Raw genomic sequence first — 21,631 nt, forward strand, 5'->3', positions numbered from 1 at the left:
CCGTGCTCGCCGCCGGGCAGAAGATCGCCGATCGGTACCTGCTCGAACGCCGCATCGCCGTCGGCGGCATGGGGGAGGTCTGGGAGGCCTCCGACACGCGCCTGGGCCGCAGCGTCGCGGTCAAAGTGCTGCGCCCCGAGCTCTCCGACGACCCGGAGTTCCTCCACCGCTTCCGCATCGAGGCCCGCACCGTCGCGTCGCTCGACCACAACGGCATCGCCGCGGTCTTCGACTACGGCGAGGACGACGGCCCGGGTGGTCGCCGCACCGCCTACCTGGTCATGGAGCTCGTCCGCGGCGATCCGCTGTCCACGCTGATCTCCCGCGGCCCCATCGAGACCGACGAGACGCTGCGCCTGATCGAAGAGGCCGCCTGGGCGCTGCAGGCTGCGCACGAGCGCGGTTTCGTGCACCGCGACGTCAAACCGGGCAACATCCTCGTCCGCACCGACGGGCTGGTGAAGCTCACCGACTTCGGCATCGCCAAGGCAGCCGACGCCGTACCGGTCACGAGGTCGGGCATGGTGATGGGCACCGCCCACTACATCGCACCCGAGCAGGCCAGTGGTGCGGAGGCCGGACCGGCCGGCGACGTCTACTCGCTGGGGATCGTCGGCTACGAGTGCCTCGCCGGGCACCGCCCGTTCCGCGCCGAGAGCGCCGTGGCCGTCGCCATGATGCAGGTCCGCGACGAACCGCCGCCGCTGCCCAACACCGTTCCCCGGGCGGTGCGCGAGCTGATCGAGGCCGTGCTCGTCAAGGACCCCACGGAGCGCTACGCCACCGGCGGCGAGTTCGCCGCCGCGGTGGCGGCCGTTCGCCGCGGCGAGCAGGCACCCGCGCCCGGCGCGCCACCCGGCACGGTGTTCACCCCGGCCAGGGCCCGCCCCGCGGTGAGCCTGTCCACGCCACCCCCGGTCGCGCCTGTCGCGGAGCCGCAACCCCTCGTGACGCAGCCCCCCGAACCCGAGCCCGAGCGCCGGCCCGTCCGGCACCGGGAGGCACCGCCGTCGCGACCGGTGGCGGCCGTGGCCCCGCCGGTGCGACCGCAACTGCCGCCCCGCCACGAGGCCACCCGGCCGTTGCAGCTGCAACCGGCAGGCCGTTCGAACCGGACGCTCCTGTTGGTGCTCTTCGTCCTGTTGACGCTGGCAGCGGTCGTTGTCGGGGTCTTCGTGCTGCGCGGTCTGGGCAGCACGGCGAGCGGTGACGCAACCCCACCGACGTCCACACCCCAGGGTGCCCCGCCCGGTACCGTGATGCACTGGGAGGGCGGGTCGACCGCCACGGTGATCGCCGCCGGGACGGTCCGATGAGCCCTCACAGCCGTCGATCCGGCGCGTGGGTGGCGAGCGCGACACCTCGGCCAGCACGGCAGCCCGGCATGATGTCCGAATCACTCGAGACCACCAGGAACCGGCAGCGATGACCACCCCCCGACTGTTGTCCGAGCGCTATGAGCTGGGCGAGGTGCTCGGCTACGGCGGCATGTCCGAGGTGCATCGCGGGCTCGACACCCGACTGGGCCGCGACGTCGCGGTCAAGGTGCTGCGCGCCGACCTGGCCCGCGATCCCCAGTTCCAGATGCGGTTCCGGCGCGAGGCCCAGAACGCGGCCTCCCTGAACCACCCGGCCATCGTCTCGGTCTACGACACGGGCGAGGTGCAGAGCGAGTTCGGCCCGCTGCCCTACATCGTCATGGAGTACGTCGACGGCCAGACGCTGCGCGAGATCGTCAAGACCTCCGGACCGATGACGCAGCAGAAGGTCATCGAGGTGATGGCCGACGTCTGCGCAGCGCTCGACTTCAGCCACCGCCACCAGATCATCCACCGCGACGTGAAGCCGGCCAACATCATGATCAACCGCGCCGGCGCGGTGAAGGTCATGGACTTCGGCATCGCGCGGGCACTGGGCGAGGGCCAGAACGTCACCCAGACCGCGGCTGTCATCGGCACCGCCCAGTACCTGTCCCCCGAGCAGGCACGCGGCGAGGCGGTCGACGCCCGTAGCGACGTCTACGCGGCGGGTTGCGTGCTCTACGAACTGCTCACGGGCGAGCCGCCGTTCACCGGCGACACCCCGGTCGCCGTGGCGTACCAGCACGTCCGCGAGGATCCGAAGCGCCCGTCCACCGTCAACCCGAGCATCCCGCCGGAGCTCGACTCGGTGGTGCTCAAGGCGCTGTCGAAGAACCCCGCCAACCGGTACCAGTCGGCTGCCGAGATGCGCACCGATCTGGTGCGCGTCCGCAGCGGGCAGAGCCCGATGGCCCCGGCCGTCATGAGCGACGACGAGCGCACCGCGATGCTCGCCGCCGGGCCCGGCACCGGGCCCACCCGCCGGCTCAACGGCGGGCGGCACGCGCCGCCGCCTGCGGCGGGCTACGACGACTACTACGACGACGAGCCACGGCGCCGCACCGGCAGGCTGATCGCCATCATCGCGGGCGTCGTCGTCGCGCTGGCCGCCGTCGGGTTCGTCGCCTACCAGTTGCTGAGCGGACCGCCGGCAGCCAAGCAGGTGTCCATCCCGTCGCTGGTCGGCCAGACCGAGACCCAGGCCGGCAACACGCTGATCGGGCTGGGCCTGCGGCTGACTCAGCCGTCGGTGAAGGTCGAGTCCAGCCTCGACCAGAAGGACAAGGTCATCTCCACCACGCCCCCGGCCGGTTCGTCGACGCCGGCGGGCACCACGGTCACGCTGAACATCGGCGGCGGCCCGGCGTCGGTGTCGGTGCCCGCCATCCTGAACCTCTCGTCGGCCGACGCCGACAAGCAGCTCAAGGCCCGCGGTCTCGTGCTGGGCAACACCACCACGCAGGAGACCTCCGACACCAGCAAGATCGACAAGGTCGTGTCGTCCAACCCGGCCCCCGGCACCGATGTGGCCGGTGGCAGCAAGGTCGACATCGTCGTCGGCGTTGCCCCCACCAAGATCACCATTCCGGACGTCAAGGGCTCCAAGACCGCCGACGCCCAGAAGAAGCTCACCGACCTGGGCCTGGTCGTCACCGTGCAGCAGGCCGACGCGGGCAACGGCGACGACGGCACGGCCGCCGGCACGGATCCGGCCGCCAACAGCCAGGTCGCGAAGGGCTCCGCCGTCACGCTCTACGTCAACGGCGATCCCAACGGCGGTGGCACCGGCAACGGCCGCGTCCCCAACGTCAAGGGCATGTCCCTCGACGATGCGGCCACCCAGCTGCGGTCGCAGGGGTACAACAACATCAGCCAGACGCCGCAGACCGTCACCAACCGCAATGACGACGGCAAGGTGCTGAGCCAGACGCCTGCGGCCAACTCGCGGGCCGACTCCAACCAGCAGATCGTCCTGACGGTCGGCAAGTTCCCCGGCGGCACGTTCGGCAACTGAGTGGGCGGCAACTGAGTAGCGGGAACTGGACAAACGGGAACTGGGGCGACGCCCCGGCCCGCCGTCGGGGAGACTGTTGACATGCGCGTGCTCGTGATCGACAACTACGACAGCTTCGTCTACAACCTCGTGCAGTACCTGGCGCAGCTCGGTGCCGACACGGTGGTGCGACGCAACGACGAGGTCGATCTCGACGAGCTGGATGACGTTGACGGCGTGCTGGTCAGCCCCGGCCCCGGCACTCCGGAGCGGGCGGGCGCCAGCATCGAGGTGATCCGGCGCGCGGCCCGCCAGCAGCTCCCGACGCTCGGCGTGTGCCTCGGCCACCAGGCCATCGGTGTGACGTGGGGCGGTGTCGTGGAGCGCGCCCCGGAACTCCTGCACGGCAAGACGTCGCTGGTGCACCACACCGGTGACGGCGTGCTGGCCGGCCTGCCGGATCCGTTCGTCGGCACGCGGTACCACTCGCTGTCGATCCGGCCGGACACGATGCCCGCCGAGCTCGAGGTCACCGGTCGCACCGACAATGGCGTGATCATGGCGCTGCGGCACCGCTCGCTGCCGATCCACGGCGTGCAGTTCCACCCGGAGTCGGTGCTGACGCAGGACGGCCACCGGATGCTCGCCAACTGGATGGAACTCGCGGGCCACCCCGTCGCTGAACCGACTGTCGCCGCTCTGACGGCCGAGATGGCGGAGCTCAGCGCCCGCGCCTGATCCGCCGCTCGCACGTCGCCAGCAGCGCGCTCAGCGCGCCGTAGGGCCGGTCTCGGTACCCGCCAACCTGCGGGTTCGGCCCGCCGCCACGGACAGCCCTGTCCCCGGCGCGATACCGTGGAGGCCACACGCGAGGAGCCGACCGGTGTTCCCGCGCCTGCACTCCGTCACGCGAGGTCAACGATGCCGAAGTCGAAGGTCCGGAAGAAGACGGTCTACACCCCGCCGTCCAACGACAGCCGGAGCACCACACCGGTCAAGGTCGCGGGCCCGACGCACCCCATCTACATCGCGGTGATGCTCGGCCTGATGCTCATCGGGCTGGCCTGGCTCGTGGTCAACTACCTCGCCGCCGACTCGATCCCGTTCATGACCGCGCTCGGCCCGTTCAACTTCCTCATCGGATTCTCACTCATCGTAATCGGCCTCCTGATGACGATGAGATGGCGCTGACCAGCATAAACACATGGGTGTAAGTAGTCCCCAGTGTGGACAAACGCTGTGGATAAGTTACCGTGAGTGATCATTCGGAGGGCCTCCGCGAGTGGAGTCCAGCGGTCGGGCTCGTTGCCTGTGGATGGATCGGTGCGGCACTGGCCGCCGCCGGCTGCGCCGGTCTCTGGATCTCCGGATCCGACCCGGCCGGGCGGCTGATCGTGGGTGTCGCCGCTGTCGTGCTCGGGGTCGCGGCCCTGTTCGGCACGCGCGCGCGGCCACGACTGCGTGCCGACGCCGACGGGCTGACGGTCGGCGGGCTGCTGCGATCGCAGCACCACCCGTGGCCGCTCGTCACGGGCGTCCGGGTCCTGCAGGTGCGCAGGCTGGGCCGCAACTCCTCGATGCTGGAGATCGACACCGTGCGCGCCGACGGCACGGAGCAGCTCCTCGTCTTCGGCCGGTTGGACCTCGCCGCCGATCCTGAGGACGTGGTCCCCGAACTGCTCGCCCTCCGCCCGTCCTAGCCGGTAACCCACATGCAGCAGCCGGATCTGACCGAGGGTGTCCCCCCGTCGCCCGAGAGAGGGCTCGTGCTGACGTGTGACGGGGCTTACTCTCGGACATCCGCGAAAGAAGGGAGTCAGATGACGAGGACCTCCATGCGAGGCACCGACGGCTGCGCTTCAGGGTGCGGCTGCGGGACGCCTGACTGACCACTTGTTTCGACGAGAACGGCGGGGACCCGGTACCGGGTCCCCGCCGTCGTCGTTCGTCTGCCGGACGCGGTGGTTCAGCTGATGAGGACCACACCGAGCGCGCACGCAGCCACCACGATCACCAGCAGGGCCGCCAGTGCGGCCCCCTGCACGGCGTTGCGACGGGCCGCTGGCGCGTAGATGAGCGCAGCGGTGGCGAGCGTGCCCACCACCAACCCGCCCAGGTGCCCGGCCACCGAGATGAACGGCAGCACGAAGGTGATCACCAGGTTCACCACGATGAGGCCGACGACCTGGCCCATGGGCACCTTGAGCCGGCGCATCACCACGGCCAGCCCGCCCATCAGCCCGAACACCGCCGTGGATGCCCCGACGACGCCACCGTCGGGGTTCGAGAACAGCATCACGGCCGCCGAGCCGCCGAGCAGGCCCAGCAGGTAGACGCCGAGGAAGCGGGTTCTGCCCAGCAGCGGCTCCAGCTCCCTGCCGAGCACCCACAGCGCGTACATGTTCGAGGCGATGTGGAGCGGGCCGAAATGCAGGAACCCCACCGTGACGAGCCGCCACCACTCGCCGTCGGCCACCTGGCTGGGCACCAGCGCGAACGTCTGGAAGAACGCGGAGGCGTTGTTGCCCATCAGGCTGCGGGCCTGCACCACGGTCCAGACGAACGCGGCCAGGTTCACCGCGATGAGCGTCTGGGTGACGACCGGCCGACCACGGCGCGGCTCGGCCCCGGCGAGCGTGGTGCCGCGACGCACGGTGCGGGAGCCCTCGGCGACGCAGTCGACGCACTGGTACCCGACCGACGCCTCCCGCAGGCACTCCGGGCAGGCCGGCCGGCCGCACCGGGTGCACGCCACCCCGGTGGGACGGTCCGGATGCCGGACGCAGACCGCAGGAGGTGGCGGTCCGCCTGCCTGCGGGGGTTGTGGTGGCCCGGCGGGGTGGGTCAACGGGAGCTCCTGGGAACGGGCTGGGGACCCGTACTAGTCGGCGATCTCGACGTGCTCGATGACGACCTCGCTGAGCGGCCGGTCCGAGCGGTCGGTGGGCGCGGTGGCGATGGCGTCGACGACGGCGCGGGACTCCGCGTCGGCCACCTCACCGAAGATGGTGTGCTTGCGGTTGAGGTGCGGCGTGGGGCCGACGGTGATGAAGAACTGCGAGCCGTTGGTCCCGGGGCCTGCGTTGGCCATGGCCAGCAGGTACGGCTTGTCGAAACGCAGTTCCGGGTGGAACTCGTCGGCGAACTGGTAGCCGGGGCCGCCGCGGCCGGTGCCGGTGGGGTCGCCGCCCTGGAGCATGAAGCCGCCGATGACGCGGTGGAAGACGGAGCCGTCGTAGAACGGGCCGGAGCTGCCGCCACTCGCGTTGGTGGTGGTGTAGGCCTTGTCCCCGCGGGCGAGGCCCACGAAGTTGTCGACGGTCTTCGGCGCGTGGTCGGGGAACAAGTTGATGCGGATGTCGCCCTTGTTCGTCTTCAGCGTCGCTGTGTTCTTCGAGTTGCCTGGTTCGGTCACCCTGCCATCGTGCCAGCACCGCGGCTCGCCGTCAGCGCAGCACTGCCAGAAGGAACTGGTCGAGGGCCTGCTCGTAGGCGGCGGGGGCTGCGTTCCACGACCCGGTGTGCTCCACACCGAGCACCTCGATGTACTGCATGGGCCAGTCGAGGGTGGGCGCGGCGGCGGCCAGCGCACGGCTCGGTCCCACCGGCACGGCCGTGTCCTCGGTGCTGTGGATGAGCAACGTGGGAGGGCGCACGGTCGGCGGGTGGCGCAGCAGGTCGAAGCGGTCGAAGTCGATCCCGATCCGCCTGCTCGCGAACGTCGTCGCCAGCGGCGTGAGGCCGGGCGGCAGCCGGCGGTTGCGGGCCTGCTGGCGCAGGGTGGCCCGCCAGTCCACCAGCGGCGCATCCCACACCACGGCGGCCACCTGTGCCGCCAGCGGGGAGCGGTCGAGGAACGCGCCGATGATCGCCCCACCCATCGACCAGCCGAACAACACGATCCGGCGGGCCCCGTGCGCGACGGCATGACGGACGCCTGCCTCGAGGTCGGTCCACTCGGTGTCGCCGAGGTGGTAGTGGCCGTCCGGGCTCCGGGGCGCCTCGACGTCGTTGCGGTAGGTGATGGCAAGCGCCGAGAAGCCGCGCGCATGCAGGGTCGGCAGGACGCGCAGTGCCTCCCGGCGCGAACCGCCCCGTCCGTGCACGAGCACGACCCAGGTGTCGGCCCGGGAGGCACCGGCGGCCGGCACCTCCCACGCCGGGCACGGGCCGACCTCCGTGGCGATCTCGACATCGGCGAACGCCAGCCCGACGGCGCCGGGGTCCGGGTCGAACGGCACGGTGTCGAGCTGGACCGCGGTACCCGGGGCCGGGATCGGTCCGCCGAGCCGGGAGCGGACCACCGCTCCCGGCCGCGTGCCGGTGACCGGCCCGACGGCCGCCAGCCCCTCGGGCCAGCGCAGGCCCCACGTGCCGGGCTGGCTCGTGAGCCGGGTGGCGGCCAGCACGATCGACGTGGCGTCGGACGCGACAACCAGCTCGGGGTACTCCGGCCGCGGCGTCGGGTCGAGCAGGACCGTGGAGTAGAACCAGCCGATCCCGGCCGCGCCGGCCCCGATACCGACACCCAACGCCGTTCCAACCCGCTGCAGTACCGCCACGGCACCGATGATCCGGCAGGGGGTGACCCCGATCGATTCGGGGTCGGGCGCAATAGATCTACACAGGGTGGGCCCCTTGTCCAGGAGGCTCCCCACCTGCGCAATCGTGGCCACCGTAACGAGTGAACAACGGCCGGAAATCTCGTGCGGGCACAACCAGATCCGTGGAACTTCGTTGATGTCTGCAGATCACCGTCGAACCTGACGCCCCGCCCCGAAGGGATTCGTTTCATGAGCAGCCTCGCCCGGCGCACCCTCCACACGACCGCCGCGGCGGCCGGTATCGCCGCCATCGGCGTCGGCATTGCCACCCCAGCCTTCGCCGCTCCCGACCTCGCCCCCGCAGCCGGTGCGACCGATGCCATCGCTCCGGCCGCTCCGGCTGCCCCGGCGAACGGCATGATCGGCAAGATTCCCGCGGTCCCGAGCAACGTGTCGGAACTGCCGATGCTGTTCACCTTCCAGGGCCCCACGTTCAACACCGCAGGCCCGACGCTGCCCGACCCCAGCACGGTGGACACCGAGCAGGTCATGCAGGCGACCGGCACCGCGCCGCTGCCCGCTCCGGCCGACCAGGTCGTGAAGCCGCAGGATCTCGCGGGCCAGGTGCACGCGCCGGAGGCGAGCCCCAAGCAGCTCACGGACCAGAACAAGGTGGGGGCTCTCCCCGACCCCGCCATGGCCAAGCAGGTGGAGGGCATGGCCAGCAAGGCCATGGCCGGCAAGGCGCTCGAGGGCAACGCACTGAGCTGACCCACCCGGTCTCGCCGATTCTCCGAACGAGCGGCGCGTTCGTCCACATCCGCTGGACGAACGCGCCGCTCGTTCGCGTCGGGGGTGTCCCGAGGACCGCTACGTGAGGACCAGCTTGAACCCGAGGTGGCTGTCGACGAACCCCAGCCGCTCGTAGAAGCGGTGCGCATCGGCGCGGGAGCGGTCGGTGGTCAGCTGCACCAGCACGCAGCCGCGGCGGCGGGCCTCGTCGACGGCCCACTGCAGGAACGGCGATCCCAGCCCGGCGCCGCGGTGCGCCGAGTGGATCCGCACCGCCTCGATCTGCCCACGCAGTGCACCACCCCGGGACAGGCCGGGGATCGTGGTGAGCTGGAGCATGCCCACGACCGCACCCGGCTCCGTAACCAGGCACGCCAGCAGCTGGTTCGGATCGGCGTCGATCAGGTCGAACGCCGACCCGTACGCCTCCGGCGTCGCGCCCTCCCGGATGCTGCCGAGTGGGTCGTCGGCGAGCATCGCCACGAGAGCGGGTAGGTCGTCACGGCGAGCCCGGCGCACCGAGTAGGTGGCGCCGCCCGCGGTCAACGTCTGAAGTGCCGTCACGCCTCCGATCGTGGCAGCCGGGATCTCACTCGACGAAGTCGGGCATCGCGCGGCGAGCGGGCTCGGCGCGACCCTTCGGCTCCTCCCACTCCTCCTGCCGACCGAGTCGCGTGAGACGACCTTCGACAGACTCATGCGTCCTCTTCCTGATGGGTACCGGAGCAGTGACCGCGGTCGAGCGTCGAACTCATCGGTGCGCCGGGGCTCGATCTGACCGTTCGAGCCCAACGGGTTGTTTCACGTGGAACCGGCTCATCTCGGAAATATTTTGTGTCAGTCAGACGAAAAAACCTCGCTCACCTGGCACAGCGCCGCTGGACCTTATTTTCTTCAAGATGACGATAAATTGCTCGCGCTGTGGATCTGGTGGGCGCGCGGCTGACCGCAGCCGGTGTCCCGGTCCGGCACGTGCCCGGCCCGGGACCTGGGTGCCCGCTCCCGAGGCGGAGTGGAGCACTGGCTTGACGTTTTCTGATATCGGAATATGTTTGCGGCCATGGCACGAGCAACGACGACGTCGGACGTCTTCAACGCGATCGGCGAGCAGCAGCGCCGCGAGATCCTGGTGCTGCTGCGAGCAGGTGAGGGGCCGGTGACCCAGGTGGCCCACGAGCTGGGGTTGACCCTGCCCGGGGCGTCCAAACACCTGCGGGTGCTCCGGGAGGTCGGTCTGGTGCGGGACCGCAAGGCGGGCAAGCAGCGCCTCTACGGCCTCGACGCCCGCGGGCTGCGCCCGGTTCACGAGTGGACCGGCGGGTTCGAGCGGTTCTGGAACGAGAGCTTCGACCGGCTGGACGCGTACGTGCAGGACCTGAAGCGGGCACGGCACGAGGAGTGCCGATGAATCCCACGGGCCCAGTAGCGTCGACGCAGTCCGCGACGGCCGACCGCGAGATCGTGGTCTCCCGGGTCATCGGTGCCCCACCGGAGCTGGTGTTCGAGGCGTTCACCGAGGTCCGGCACCTGTCGCGGTGGTGGGGACCGGAGGGGTTCACCACCACCACGCGGGCGTTCGAGTTCCGCGTCGGCGGGGAGTGGGACTTCGTGATGCACGGGCCGGACGGGACGGACTACCCGGAGTGGATCACCTGGACCGAGATCACCCCGTCGGAGCGGATCACGCTCCTGCACGGTGAGTCCCGCGGTGACCCGAACGCCTTCGATGCGGTCCTGGTGTTCGCGCCTGACGGCGCGGCGACCCGGATCGAGATGCGCACGGTGTTCCGCACCAAGGAGCTGCGCGACGAGGCCGCCGAGAAGTACCACGCGGTCGAGGGCGGCCAGCAGACCCTGAACAACCTGGCTGCCTACGTCACCGAGATCGTGCGGAAGGGAGTTGAGGACTGATGGCCGGCAAGGTGTTCTTCAGCGTGTCGATGTCGCTGGACGGTTTCATCGCACCCGAGTCCAGCGCGGACCTGATGGGGCAGCAGTGGCTGGAACTGCAGCAGTGGGTACTCCCGACGCGGTTCATGCGGGAGAACCTGCAGTTCGGCGAGGGCGGCGAGGAAGGGCTCGACAACGACATCGCGCGCGGGACACATCTGCGCACCGGCGCAAGCGTCATGGGCAAGCGCATGTTCGACGCCGGCGAGCGGATGTGGCCGGAGGAGGCACCGTTCCACACGCCGGTCTTCGTCGTGACGCACGAGAAGCGCGACCCCTGGGAGCGGCCCGGTGGGACCACCTTCCACTTCGTCAACGACGGCATCGAGTCCGCGCTCGACCAGGCCCGAGAGGCCGCAGGCGACCGGGACGTCCGCATCGCGGGCGGCGGCGCAACGATCGTGGAGTACGTGAACGCGGGCCTGATCGACGAGTTCTCGACCGCGCTCGCGCCCGTGGTGTTCGGCTCCGGGATCCGCCTGTTCGAGGGCGTGGACGCGGACCGCGTGGCCCTGGATCAGGTGCGCGCCGAACCATCGAACCGGGTGACCCACCTGACCTACGCGGTCCGGGAGCGGTGAACCCCGACGCGCATGACCGTGACGTCTCGTTCCGAGGCCCGGCCCGTCACACCGCCCGGCCTCGCGATCATTTCGCCACGACGGCGGCCTTCACGACGGTCAGCAGGACTGTTGCATCTTCGAGCGCATGGAGGCTGTGGGCGGCGGCCGGCACTATCAGGAGGTCGCCGTGGCGCCCGTCCCAGGAGTCGCGGCCCGCGCTGAGTCGTACGCGTCCGTGCAGTACGTGGATCGTGGCCTCCCCAGGGCTGTCGTGTTCGGCGAGGGATGATCCCGCCCGCAGGGCGATGAGCGTCTGCCGAAGCAGGTGTTCGTGTCCACCATGGACGGTCGTGGCACTGCGGCCGCTGGAATTGGCCCGCGCCGTGTCGAGGTGGTGCCGGACGAGGGCGTCGAGCGAGATCTTCTGCATTGCGGTCATCCAATCCTTTCCCAGCCGCGGCGCGCAGGTCGTGTGGCCGCGCCTGCGGATCGTGAGCGGTAGACGACGTAGGGCCGGAACAGGTACCCGAAGGGGGCCGTGAAGGCGTGCACGAGACGCGTGAAGGGCCAGATGGTGAACAGGGCCATACCGATGAGTGCATGCAACTGGAAGGCCAAACCGGCCCGGCTCATCGCCGTGATGTCGGGTTGCAGGATGAACAGTGACCGGAACCACGGCGAGACGGTGAGCCGGTAGTTGTGCTCCTCGCCGCCGGTTGCACCGAGCAGGGTGGTGGTCAGGCCTGCCACGATGGCCGCGACGAGCACGACGTACATCAGCTTGTCGTTGCCCGTGGTGGCCCGGAACACCGGCCCGGTGGTGCGCCGCCGGTAGATCAGAATGCCGATCCCGACAAGCGTGGAGATCCCGGCGACGCTGCCCAGCAGCAGCGCCTGCACGTGGTAGGCCTCCTGGCTGAGCCCGACGGCGTCGGTCCAGCTCTTGGGGATTATCAGCCCAATGACATGTCCGATGATCACCACGAGGAGCCCGAAGTGGAACAGCGGGCTACCGATGCGCAGCAGCCGTGACTCGTAGAGCTCCGAGGAGCGGGTGGTCCAGCCGAACTTGTCGTAACGGTAGCGCCAGACCGTGCCGCCGACCAGCACGACAACCATGACGTAGGGCGCCACACCCCACAGCAGCACGTCGAGCGGGGTCATGAGGGTCCTCCTGCGGGAATGGCGCCGAACGGGGCGAGATCGAGGCCGACCTGCTCACGGGGCGGGCCGCTTCTGGCGAGCGCCTTGGCTGCGGCGACGTCGGCGGGCGACGCTCCCGGCAACAGGGCGCAGACCGCCTCCACGGGGGCTGCATATGGGGTGCCGGCATCGAGAAGAGCCAGGCGTAGCAGCTCGATGCCGGGCCGGTGCTCCTGCAGCAACCGCAAGCCACCGGCGAGATCCGCCGTAGCAGCGAACTCGAGGACGGCAGGCAGGAAATCGGGCAGTTCGGGGTCCTCGAACTCCACACCGGCCTCGCGATAGCGGGCCTTGAGTCCGGCCAGGGCTGCTCCCCTGCGGCGGGTTTCGCCATCGGTCCACCAGGTGAGGTAGAGACAGCATCGGCGTCGGGTGTCGAACACCTCGACATAGTGTTGTGCCGCCCGCTCGGGTGCGGTGGCCGCGGCGGTGTCGAGGAAGTACCCGAGCCGTTCGCGGGGCGGTCCAGGGCGTAGCGCGTCGACGGCGTCGCGTACCACCGGCATCAGCGCCAGCAGGGCCTCGTCGGGGTAGCGCAGACAGACCGAGGCCGCCTGCAGCACCACGGCCTGGTCGCGCGCGTTCATCGGGCCCCTCGGGGCGGGAACAACCCGGCCGGGCTCCCCTTGCCATCCCAGTTGAGGAGATTGACCCGGGCTCCGGGTTGCCCGGTGTCGGTGACGTGGTCGCTGGTCTGACGTTCACGAAGCGCCTGGAACGTCTCGACCGAGACCGGCACGGGTGTGCCCGAGCCCTCACCGAACGGACCACTGCCGGTCATCCCTGGACCGCCCTCGACGTCGAGGCTGCAGCCGATCTCCTCCAGCTCGTGGGCGTCGCCCTCGTAGGCGGTGGGGATGACATAACGCTCCTCGTACTTCGCGATGCCCAGCAGCCGGTACATCTCGACGAGCTCGCCACCGGTCATACCGACCGCTGTTGCGATGGACTCGTCGCGCGGCCGGTCCAGCGACACGTCACGCATGTAGGAGCGCATCGCGGCCAGCTTCTGCAGCACCCGGCGCACGGGTGCGGTGTCGCCTGCGGTGAACAGCTCGGCGAGGTAGCCGATCGGGATGCGCAGCGCGTCGATCGCGCCGAACAGGTTGCCCGCGGACTCGCCGTCGTGGCCGGTCTCGGTGAGCCGGTCCACCACCGGTGACAGCGGTGGGATGTACCAGACCATCGGCATCGTGCGGAACTCCGGATGCAGCGGCAGCGCCACTCGGTAGTCCTTGGCCAGCTTGTACACCGGTGAGCGGCGGGCTGCGTCGAGCCAGTCCTCGGCGATGCCGTCGCGGCGGGCCTGGGCGATCACGGCGGGGTCGGCCGGGTCCAGTAGGAGGTCCAGCTGCGCCTCGTAGAGGTCGTGTTCGTTCTCGACCGATGCGGCTGCCGTGACCCGGTCGGCGTCGTAGAGGAACAGCCCGATGTAGCGCAGCCGTCCCACGCAGGTCTCGGCACAGACCGTGGGCAGCCCGACCTCGACACGCGGGTAGCAGAACGTGCATTTCTCGGCCTTGCCGGTGCGATGGTTGAAGTAGACCTTCTTGTACGGGCAGCCGGTGACGCACATCCGCCAGCCCCGGCACTGATCCTGGTCGACGAGGACGATGCCGTCCTCGGCGCGCTTGTACATCGCCCCCGACGGGCACGACGCCACGCACGACGGGTTGAGGCAGTGCTCGCAGATGCGCGGCAGGAAGAACATGAATGCCTGCTCGTAGCTGAACTTCACCGCCGTCTCCGACTCGGCGCGGAGTCGTTCCACGATCGGGTCCTGCGGCCCGTGCTCGGGTGCGCCGCCCAGGTCGTCGTCCCAGTTGGCGCTCCACTCCACGGCCATCGGCTCTCCGGTCAGCAGCGACTTCGGCTGCGCGACGGGGAAGTCGTCACCGAGCGGGGCGTCGGTGAGCATCTCGTAGTCGTAGGTCCACGGCTCGTAGTAGTCGCGAATGTTCGGCAGCACCGGGTTCGCGAAGATCGACAGCAGCTTCCGGACCCGGCCGCCGGCCTTGAGCGTGAGGCGACCACGGCGGTTGCGCACCCAGCCGCCCTTCCACCGCTCCTGGTCCTCGTAGCGGCGTGGGTAGCCCTGGCCGGGTCGGGTCTCCACGTTGTTGAACCAGGCGTACTCGACGCCGCCCCGGTTGGTCCACGCCTGTTTGCAGGTCACCGAGCAGGTGTGGCAGCCGATGCACTTGTCGAGGTTCATGACCATGCCCATCTGGGCCATCACATGCATCAGTACTCCACCCGCTGGCTGGTTCGGCGCCGGACGACCGTGACCTCGTCACGCTGATTGCCGGTCGGGCCGAAGTAGTTGAAGGCAAAGGACAGCTGCGCGTAGCCGCCGATGAGGTGCGTGGGTTTGACCAGGATCCGGGTCAGCGAGTTGTGGATGCCGCCACGACGCCCGGTCGCCTCCGACTTCGGCACGTTCACCACCCGCTCCTGAGCGTGGTAGACGAACACGGTGCCGGCTGGAATCCGGTGGGTGACTATCGCGCGCAGCACCATCACGCCGTTGCGGTTGACCGCCTCGACCCAGTCGTTGTCCTTCACGCCGATCGACGTGGCGTCGGGCTCGCTCATCCACACCACCGGGCCGCCCCGGGAGAGCGAGAGCATGAACAGGTTGTCCTGGTACTCGGAGTGGATCGACCACTTCGAGTGTGGCGTCAGGTACCGGACGGTCACCGATGCTCCGTCGGCGCCGCGCGTGCCGATCTCCGGTTCACCGAAGAGCCGGTGCATGTCCAGCGGCACCCGGTAGATCGGCAGTGTCTCCCCGAACTCGTGGATCCAGTCGTGGTCGAGCAGGAAGTGCATCCGCCCGGTCAGGGTGTGCCATGGCTTCAGCCGTTCCACGTTGACGGTGAAGGGCGCGTAGCGCCGCCCACCGGTCTCACTGCCCGACCACTCCGGGCTCGTGATCACCGGTACCGGACGGGCCTGGGTGTCGGCGAAGGTGATCCGCTTCTCCTCGCTGCCCTCGGCGAGGTCGGCCAGGCGCGTGCCGGTGCGCCGCTCCAGCTGCCGGAAGCCCTGCACGGCCAGCCGTCCGTTGGTGGTGGCCGAGAGCGCGAGGATCGCCTCCGCCATCTTGGCGTCGGTGTCGATCGCCGGGCGCCCGTCCCCCGCGCCGCCGAACATCACCCCGTTCTTCGCCGCGAGGTAGCCGACCTCTTCGTCGGGGTGATAGGTGACGGCCTTGGTGGTCATACCCAGGCGGTCGATCAGCGGGCCGATCGCGGCCATCTTGTCCGCAACGGCCGGGTAGTCGCGCTCGACCGTCACGAAGTTCGGCATCGTCCGGCCCGGGACCGCCGCCACCTCCCCGGCCCGCCAGTCCAGGACCCGGCCGCCGGGCTGGGACGTCTCACCGGGGGTGTCGTGCTGCAGTGGGACGGCGACGATGTCGCGCCGCACTCCGAGGTGGGTACGGGCGAGCTCGGAGAAGCGGCGGGCGATCGCATGGAAGGCGTCGAAATCGGTCCGGGACTCGAAGGGCGGGTCGATCGCCGGAGTGAACGCGTGCACGAAGGGGTGCATGTCGGTGGTGTTGAGGTCGTGCTTCTCGTACCAGGTTGCGGCCGGGAGCACGACGTCGGACAGCAGGGTGGAGCTGGTCATCCGGAAGTCCAGCGACAGCAACAGGTCGAGCTTGCCCTTCGGGGGCTCGCCGTCGTGCCACACGACGTCGCGCGGGCGAAGCTCGGGCGGGGTCTGCTCGGCCTGCAGGTTGTCGTGCGTGCCGAGCAGGTGTCGCAGGAAGTACTCGTCGCCCTTGGCCGAGGACCCCAGCAGGTTGGCCCGCCACAATGTGAGGCAGCGCGGCCAGTTCTCCGGTGCGTCGGGATCCTCGATCGCGAACCTCAGTGAGCCTTCCTGCAGCCGACGGGCGACATCGCCGGCGACGTCACCTTCCCCGATCTCGTCGGCCAGGTCGAGAGGGTTGCGATCGAACTGCGGATAGGAGGGCATCCATCCCAGTCGCGTGGACAGCGCGATGGTGTCCATCGTGTGCATCCCGGCCAGCTGGCCCTTCGCGAGCGGCGAGGTGAGGGCATCGGCCCGGTAGCCGTCGTAGCGCCACTGGTCGGTGTGGGTGTACCAGAATGCGGTGCCGATCATCTGCCGAGGCGGGCGCTGCCAGTCCGTCGCGCCCGCCATCGTGGCCCAGCCGGTGACCGGCCGGCACTTCTCCTGTCCCACGTAGTGCGCCCAGCCACCGCCGTTGCGGCCCATCGACCCGGTGAGCATGAGCAGCGCCAGTACCGCACGGTAGGTGGCGTCGCCGTGGAACCACTGACAGATCCCCGCACCCATGATGATCATGGTTCGGCCCTCGGACTCCTCCGCATTGACCGCCATCTCGCGGGCGATGCGCTCGACGTGCTCGGCGGGTACGGAGGTGATCGGCTCCTGCCAGGCCGGGGTGTAGGGCTCGGCGGGATCCTCGTAGCCGGTCGGCCAGGTGCCCGGCAGCCCCTCGCGGTACACGCCGTACTGGGCGAGCATCAGATCGAACACGGTGGTCACCAGCCGGCCTGCCACCCGCCTGACCGGTACGCCGCGGTGCAGCACCCCGCCGGTGCCGTTCAGGGCGTCGAAACGCGGCAGAAGTACCTCGGCGGACTGGCCGTCGAGCATGGTCAGTTGCGGCGCCACGTCGCCGAGGTCGAGGTTCCACCGGCCCGCGCCGCCGTCGGTGTGGCGGAACCCCATCGACCCGTTCGGCACGACCGGGTCGCCGGTGCGGCCATCGAGTAGCACCGTCTTCCATGCCGCGCCGTCGGCGGTGTCACCCAGGTCAGCGGCGGTGAGGAACTTGCCCGGCACGAACGCACCGTCGCGCTCGGCGAGGGTCACCAGGAACGGCAGGTCCGTGTAGCGCTGCACGTAGTCGACGAAGAACGGCACCCGCCGGTCGACGAAGAACTCCTTGAGCATCACATGGCCCATGGCCATCGCCAGCGCACCGTCGGTGCCGGGCTGTGCCGGAAGCCAGGTGTCGGCGAACTTCGTGTTGTCGGCGTAGTCCGGGGAGATGACGACGACCTTCTGCCCCTTGTAGCGGGCCTCGGCCATCCAGTGCGCATCCGGTGTGCGCGTGACCGGCACGTTCGAGCCCCACATGAGCAGGTAGGTGGCGTTCCACCAATCACCGGACTCAGGGACATCGGTCTGGTCCCCGAACACCTGCGGCGACGCTACCGGTAGGTCCGCGTACCAGTCGTAGAACGACGTCATCGACCCGCCGATCAGCTCGATGAACCGCGACCCCACGGCGTGGCTGACCATCGACATGGCCGGAATCGGGGAGAAGCCGGCGATCCGGTCCGGGCCCACGGTCTTGATCGTGTGCACGTGCGCGGCAGCGACGATCTCCACCGCCTCGTCCCAGGAGACCCGTACGTGCCCGCCCTTGCCGCGGGCGGACTGATAGCGACGGCGCTTCTCCGGGTCGGTGGTGACCTCGGCCCACGCCGCCACCGGGTCACCGAGCCGGGCCTTCGCCTCGCGGTACATCTCGACCAACACTCCACGGGCGTACGGGTACCGCACCCGCGTCGGCGAGTACGTGTACCAGGAGAACGCCGCACCCCGCGGACAACCGCGCGGCTCGTACTCCGGGGAGTCCGGCCCCACCGAGGGATAGTCGGTCTGCTGGGTCTCCCAGGTGATGATCCCGTCTTTGACGTAGACCTTCCACGAGCACGAACCCGTGCAGTTCACCCCATGCGTGGACCGCACGACCTTGTCGTGGCTCCACCGGTCCCGATAGAACGCATCCCCATCGCGGCCGCCATGGCGAAAGACCGCGCGCAGGTCGTCGGAGGTCTCCCGCCGCGTGAAGAAGCGCCCGGTCCGAAGCAGCGCATCGGCCGCTGGGCCGTCCGTACCGCCGCCATCTCGTCCTGCGGTGCTGCCCGTGTCGAGGGTCATCCTTGCCTCCGTCGAATGCGTCGCACCGAGGCTGACAGGGCCGGATGCCTGCCCGGTAATGCCGAAGGTCCCGTCTCGGAGGCCGTTGGCCACCTGTCGATCACTTCGCGTACCGCACAGAATCGACGTCGGATGGTCCCGCCTGAGTCCGGGGCACCGGTCGTCTGTCGATATGGAGGATGCCGTGACAGAGTCGACTGCGCCAGGGCGTACACCCGCCGCACCGTCGTCCGCATCCCAGGCCGGGGTGATGCTCGCGGTCGCCACTGTCGGATTCGCGGTGACGTTCTGGGCCTGGGCGCTCCTTTCCCCGCTCGGTGCAACACTGCGGGAGCAACTGCACCTCAGTGCCTTCCAGCAGTCACTGCTGGTGGCCGTACCGGTCCTCGTGGGCTCGCTCGGCCGTATCCCGGTCGGTGCGCTCGCCGACCGTCTCGGGGCCAGGCGCATGTTTCCTGCCGTCGCGCTCCTGACCGTCGTGCCGGTGCTCTACCTCGGGCACTTCGCGGACTCGTTGACCGGCTACCTCGTGGGCGGGTTCTTCCTCGGGCTCGGCGGCACGACATTCGCGATCGGCATCCCCTTCGTCAACTCCTGGTACCCGCCGACGCGTCGCGGCCTGGCACTGGGCGTCTTCGGGGCCGGCATGGGCGGCACCGCCATCTCCGCGTTCACGACCGTGCAGCTGACCGCAGCCGCCGGGCACAGCTTCCCGTTCGACATCGTCGCGGGAGTTCTGGTCGGCTACTCCGCACTGGCCTACCTGTTGCTGCGCGACCGCCCCGACCGCCAGATCGCGGCAGGCACCATGCTCGGCCGACTGAACGCGACCCTCCGCATGCCCGTGACGCTGCAGATGTCGTTCCTCTACGCCGTCGCATTCGGCGGCTTCGTCGCCTTCAGCGTCTACCTGCCCACCTACCTCGTCACGGCGTTCCACCTGGACCGCGGCGACGCCGCGTTGCGCACCGCGGGGTTCGTCGTCCTCGCAGTCGTCATGCGTCCCGTCGGTGGCTGGCTCTCGGACCGGATCGAGCCCGTGATCGTGCTCATCGGCTCCTACTCCGCCGTTGCGCTGTTCGCCGTTCTCGCGTCGTTCACGTTCCCGCTCGTCCCCATCGGCACGGTCGCCTTCCTCGGCGCGGCCGCGGCGCTCGGCGCCGGCACCGGTGCCGTGTTCGCCTTGGTGGCCAAGCTCGTCCCGGCTGGCCAGGTCGGCGCGGTCACAGGCGTCGTCGGAGCCGCAGGCGGGCTCGGCGGCTTCTTCCCACCGTTGGTCATGGGCGCTGTGTACGGAGTCTTCGGCAGCTTCACGATCGGTTTGCTCCTACTCGCCGCGACCGCCGCGACGGCCGCCGTACTCACCGCGACGACGGTGCGCAGACGCGCACGGCAGGCGGTCCCACACGGGCAGCCGCGTCGATGACGGTCGTAGCCGCCATCTCCTTCACCCGGCTCGGCCTGGTGCTCGGCATCCCGCCCTCGAGACGCCGCTGAAGTTTCGGGCCCCGGGCATGACCATCCAGCTCACCGATGACGAGGGACTGCGCACCGTCGGAGCACCCACCCCTGCGCCGCCCTGCCCCCACCCGGTAGCCCGTCGGAACGGCGGTCTCCGACGCGGTGCCCGGACCACGGTTCAGTCGATGAGGAGATGTCGGGTCTGATTCGCCACGGCGTCGGTCAAGGCGGTGCGCGAGAGGATCCGGGGCCCGCACTCGCACCCGGCCGGCAGGTCGTCCTCCTGGTTCGGGAGGCCGCCTGTGTCGAGGAAGTCGACGAACGGGCGGCCGTGCTCACCGGTCCCGTGACCGGTGTCGACGCGGTCGTTGCTGCCGTGGCTGTGCGGCCCGATCGTGGTGGCGTAGATCAGCATGCCGTCGGGTGACTCGCTGACCGTTGCGACATGGTGGCCGCTTGCGCATCGCACCTCCAGCCGGGTCCGTCCGTGCCGCGGGCCCAGTGCGGCGAGTGCGGCGTGGGCCCGCTCGCGGCGCTCGCCGGGCGAGAGCTGCTCCAACGGTCTGCTTCCGCCCGGGAGGGACCCGTGGTCGACATTGTCGGGAACACGTCGCTGCGGCGCTCGGTTCGGCGTTGTCATGCCGCCGAGCGTCGTCCTCCGGTTGGGGAGCGGAAAGGGCCGATGCACCCTCACACGAAAGGACATTCGGCCTGGGCTCAGGTCCCGATCGGGACGGGGTTCGCGGACCAGGGTCGGACCGGGATGTGATCCTCACCTGCGCAGCTGGTGGCGCAGGGACTCGAGGTCAGCTCGGGCCGGGTCTGTGGTGGCGAGGAAGTCGACGAGCAGCCGGGCGAAGCGTGTGGGGTTGCTCGGCGTGCGGGAAGTGCCCGGCCTGCTCGAAGGACCTCCAGCCTGCTCCCAGGGAGGTGTTCGTGCGCGCTGCGGGTGTGGGCGGCCGGGATGACCGCGTCCGACCGACCGGTGACCAGCAGCACCGGAATGCCGGTGAGCACGGAGAACCGTCCGGTCCCGGCCCAGCGCCGGCCCGACCAGCTCGGCACCGACCGGATGGTGTGCACGAACGCCGACCGCGCGCCGCGGTCGGCGAAGGAATCCAGCGCAGTGACCGCCTCATCGAGGTCGACCCCGGACGGCCCTGGCAGGACGCTGAGGCGACGGGCCGCAGCCCGCAGGGCGCGGCTGAGCCACTGCTCGACGATCGCCTCGGCGACCAGGTTGATGCGCGGGGACGGCGTGGGCAACCACGGTCTCCGTACCGATCCCGCGGGCGAGGTCCGCGGCCTCGTAGAGCAGCGCGGGCTCGGCGGGCAGGTTCGCGGACCGCGGCGACGACCCGCGGGCGGCCGGGACGACGAGGCGGCCCGGTGGCGGCAGGGACGGAAGATCCGCGTGCCGGTGTCCGGCGTCGCGGGTCGGGCGTCGCGGGAATGAAACCGGGCCCGTCGCTGCTGATGTGGACAGGTCGTTTCAGTTTCGGTGCTCGTGTACGCACGCCGCAGGAACACGTAGGCGGTAAGCCGTGCAGATCATCCTGATGCGCACGTACTGCCTTCATACGGCCGGATCCCGCACATGTCGTGCGGGATCCAGCAGAGAAGGAGAAAGTCATGACACAGGGAACTGTGAAGTGGTTCAACGGCGAGAAGGGCTTCGGCTTCATCGCCGTCGACGGGGGCGGTGCTGACGTCTTCGTGCACTACTCCGAGATCGACGCCGGCTGTCCGTGGCCATGGGAAAGTCCTCGTTGATGGCCAGGTGTAGGTCCCCGCTGGTGGCCAGATAAAAGT

21 protein-coding genes and 1 pseudogene are annotated in these 21,631 nt (G+C 69.8%); 11 read left to right on the forward strand and 11 right to left on the reverse strand.

Features of this window, described 5'->3' with window-relative positions; translation table 11 throughout:
* Positions 1-2: 2 nt before the first annotated feature.
* The 5 genes from ACFPFQ_RS15505 to ACFPFQ_RS15525 all read left to right on the forward strand — a co-directional run bounded on the left by ACFPFQ_RS15505 (position 3) and on the right by ACFPFQ_RS15525 (position 5,054).
* On the forward strand, positions 3-1,316 hold the full coding sequence (locus tag ACFPFQ_RS15505; RefSeq protein ID WP_417715030.1) for a protein kinase domain-containing protein: 1,314 nt from the start codon (positions 3-5) through the stop codon (positions 1,314-1,316).
* Between the two features lie 109 nt (positions 1,317-1,425).
* Positions 1,426-3,375, forward strand: coding sequence for a Stk1 family PASTA domain-containing Ser/Thr kinase (pknB, locus tag ACFPFQ_RS15510; RefSeq protein ID WP_379619214.1), 1,950 nt, complete (start codon positions 1,426-1,428; stop codon positions 3,373-3,375).
* Positions 3,376-3,456: 81 nt separating this feature from the next.
* Positions 3,457-4,092: an aminodeoxychorismate/anthranilate synthase component II gene (locus ACFPFQ_RS15515; RefSeq protein WP_379619216.1), complete on the forward strand. Its 636-nt coding sequence runs from the start codon at positions 3,457-3,459 to the stop codon at positions 4,090-4,092.
* A 183-nt stretch (positions 4,093-4,275) separates the two neighbouring features.
* The gene (gene crgA, locus ACFPFQ_RS15520) at positions 4,276-4,545 is read left to right on the forward strand and encodes a cell division protein CrgA (protein WP_379619218.1); all 270 of its coding nucleotides are present in this window, start codon (positions 4,276-4,278) and stop codon (positions 4,543-4,545) included.
* Between the two features lie 62 nt (positions 4,546-4,607).
* Positions 4,608-5,054 carry a PH domain-containing protein gene (locus ACFPFQ_RS15525; RefSeq protein WP_379619220.1) on the forward strand — a complete coding sequence of 149 codons (447 nt, stop codon included), beginning with the start codon at positions 4,608-4,610 and terminating at the stop codon, positions 5,052-5,054.
* Between the two features lie 266 nt (positions 5,055-5,320).
* Here ACFPFQ_RS15525 and ACFPFQ_RS15530 read toward each other — a convergent pair whose 3' ends face one another.
* Genes ACFPFQ_RS15530 through ACFPFQ_RS15540 form a run of 3 tightly spaced genes read right to left on the reverse strand, consistent with a single transcriptional unit; the run spans position 5,321 to position 8,012 of the window.
* Positions 5,321-6,202, reverse strand: coding sequence for a rhomboid family intramembrane serine protease (locus ACFPFQ_RS15530; protein ID WP_379619222.1), 882 nt, complete (start codon positions 6,200-6,202; stop codon positions 5,321-5,323).
* 33 nt (positions 6,203-6,235) lie between these two features.
* On the reverse strand, positions 6,236-6,769 hold the full coding sequence (locus ACFPFQ_RS15535) for a peptidylprolyl isomerase (protein WP_379619224.1): 534 nt from the start codon (positions 6,767-6,769) through the stop codon (positions 6,236-6,238).
* A 31-nt stretch (positions 6,770-6,800) separates the two neighbouring features.
* Positions 6,801-8,012 carry an alpha/beta hydrolase family protein gene (locus ACFPFQ_RS15540; protein ID WP_379619226.1) on the reverse strand — a complete coding sequence of 404 codons (1,212 nt, stop codon included), beginning with the start codon at positions 8,010-8,012 and terminating at the stop codon, positions 6,801-6,803.
* A gap of 135 nt (positions 8,013-8,147) precedes the next feature.
* Between ACFPFQ_RS15540 and ACFPFQ_RS15545 the strand changes: the two genes are divergently transcribed.
* Positions 8,148-8,669: a hypothetical protein gene (locus tag ACFPFQ_RS15545; RefSeq protein ID WP_379619228.1), complete on the forward strand. Its 522-nt coding sequence runs from the start codon at positions 8,148-8,150 to the stop codon at positions 8,667-8,669.
* 99 nt (positions 8,670-8,768) lie between these two features.
* Here ACFPFQ_RS15545 and ACFPFQ_RS15550 read toward each other — a convergent pair whose 3' ends face one another.
* Entirely contained in the window at positions 8,769-9,167 is a 399-nt protein-coding gene (locus tag ACFPFQ_RS15550; RefSeq protein WP_379619278.1) for a GNAT family N-acetyltransferase, read from the reverse strand.
* 583 nt (positions 9,168-9,750) lie between these two features.
* Here ACFPFQ_RS15550 and ACFPFQ_RS15555 point away from each other — a divergent pair.
* Genes ACFPFQ_RS15555 through ACFPFQ_RS15565 form a run of 3 tightly spaced genes read left to right on the forward strand, consistent with a single transcriptional unit; the run spans position 9,751 to position 11,221 of the window.
* Positions 9,751-10,098: an ArsR/SmtB family transcription factor gene (locus tag ACFPFQ_RS15555; RefSeq protein ID WP_379619230.1), complete on the forward strand. Its 348-nt coding sequence runs from the start codon at positions 9,751-9,753 to the stop codon at positions 10,096-10,098.
* Positions 10,095-10,601 (forward strand): SRPBCC family protein, encoded by a 507-nt coding sequence (locus ACFPFQ_RS15560; protein WP_379619232.1) that lies wholly within the window; start codon positions 10,095-10,097, stop codon positions 10,599-10,601. Before ACFPFQ_RS15555 ends, ACFPFQ_RS15560 begins: the two co-directional genes overlap by 4 nt.
* Complete coding sequence (locus ACFPFQ_RS15565; RefSeq protein WP_379619234.1) at positions 10,601-11,221, forward strand: dihydrofolate reductase family protein; 621 nt, start codon at positions 10,601-10,603, stop codon at positions 11,219-11,221. The genes ACFPFQ_RS15560 and ACFPFQ_RS15565 overlap by 1 nt, the downstream gene beginning before the upstream one ends.
* Before the next feature lie 67 nt (positions 11,222-11,288).
* On the opposite strand, the gene ACFPFQ_RS15570 is transcribed toward ACFPFQ_RS15565, so the two are convergent.
* The 5 genes from ACFPFQ_RS15570 to ACFPFQ_RS15590 are packed head-to-tail and all read right to left on the reverse strand — an operon-like array spanning position 11,289 to position 18,358.
* Complete coding sequence (locus ACFPFQ_RS15570) at positions 11,289-11,633, reverse strand: cupin domain-containing protein (protein ID WP_379619236.1); 345 nt, start codon at positions 11,631-11,633, stop codon at positions 11,289-11,291.
* A 5-nt stretch (positions 11,634-11,638) separates the two neighbouring features.
* Positions 11,639-12,367: a respiratory nitrate reductase subunit gamma gene (gene narI, locus ACFPFQ_RS15575; protein ID WP_379619238.1), complete on the reverse strand. Its 729-nt coding sequence runs from the start codon at positions 12,365-12,367 to the stop codon at positions 11,639-11,641.
* Positions 12,364-12,993, reverse strand: coding sequence for a nitrate reductase molybdenum cofactor assembly chaperone (gene narJ / locus ACFPFQ_RS15580; RefSeq protein WP_379619240.1), 630 nt, complete (start codon positions 12,991-12,993; stop codon positions 12,364-12,366). Before narJ ends, narI begins: the two co-directional genes overlap by 4 nt.
* The gene (narH, locus tag ACFPFQ_RS15585) at positions 12,990-14,651 is read right to left on the reverse strand and encodes a nitrate reductase subunit beta (RefSeq protein WP_379619242.1); all 1,662 of its coding nucleotides are present in this window, start codon (positions 14,649-14,651) and stop codon (positions 12,990-12,992) included. The genes narJ and narH overlap by 4 nt, the downstream gene beginning before the upstream one ends.
* Positions 14,651-18,358: a nitrate reductase subunit alpha gene (locus tag ACFPFQ_RS15590; RefSeq protein ID WP_379619244.1), complete on the reverse strand. Its 3,708-nt coding sequence runs from the start codon at positions 18,356-18,358 to the stop codon at positions 14,651-14,653. The genes narH and ACFPFQ_RS15590 overlap by 1 nt, the downstream gene beginning before the upstream one ends.
* A gap of 250 nt (positions 18,359-18,608) precedes the next feature.
* Here ACFPFQ_RS15590 and ACFPFQ_RS15595 point away from each other — a divergent pair, with 250 nt between their 5' ends.
* Positions 18,609-19,784 carry an MFS transporter gene (locus ACFPFQ_RS15595; protein ID WP_379619280.1) on the forward strand — a complete coding sequence of 392 codons (1,176 nt, stop codon included), beginning with the start codon at positions 18,609-18,611 and terminating at the stop codon, positions 19,782-19,784.
* A 213-nt stretch (positions 19,785-19,997) separates the two neighbouring features.
* Here ACFPFQ_RS15595 and ACFPFQ_RS15600 read toward each other — a convergent pair whose 3' ends face one another.
* Entirely contained in the window at positions 19,998-20,378 is a 381-nt protein-coding gene (locus tag ACFPFQ_RS15600; protein WP_379619246.1) for a hypothetical protein, read from the reverse strand.
* Positions 20,379-20,536: 158 nt separating this feature from the next.
* Positions 20,537-21,085 carry an alpha/beta fold hydrolase gene (locus ACFPFQ_RS15605; protein WP_379619248.1) on the reverse strand — a complete coding sequence of 183 codons (549 nt, stop codon included), beginning with the start codon at positions 21,083-21,085 and terminating at the stop codon, positions 20,537-20,539.
* Positions 21,086-21,451: 366 nt separating this feature from the next.
* On the opposite strand from ACFPFQ_RS15605, the pseudogene ACFPFQ_RS15610 reads away from it, so the two are divergent.
* Positions 21,452-21,556, forward strand: a pseudogene (locus ACFPFQ_RS15610) (cold-shock protein); the annotation flags it as partial.
* Between the last annotated feature and the right edge of the window lie 75 nt (positions 21,557-21,631).

This window comes from Pseudonocardia sp. GCM10023141 (assembly GCF_042653605.1).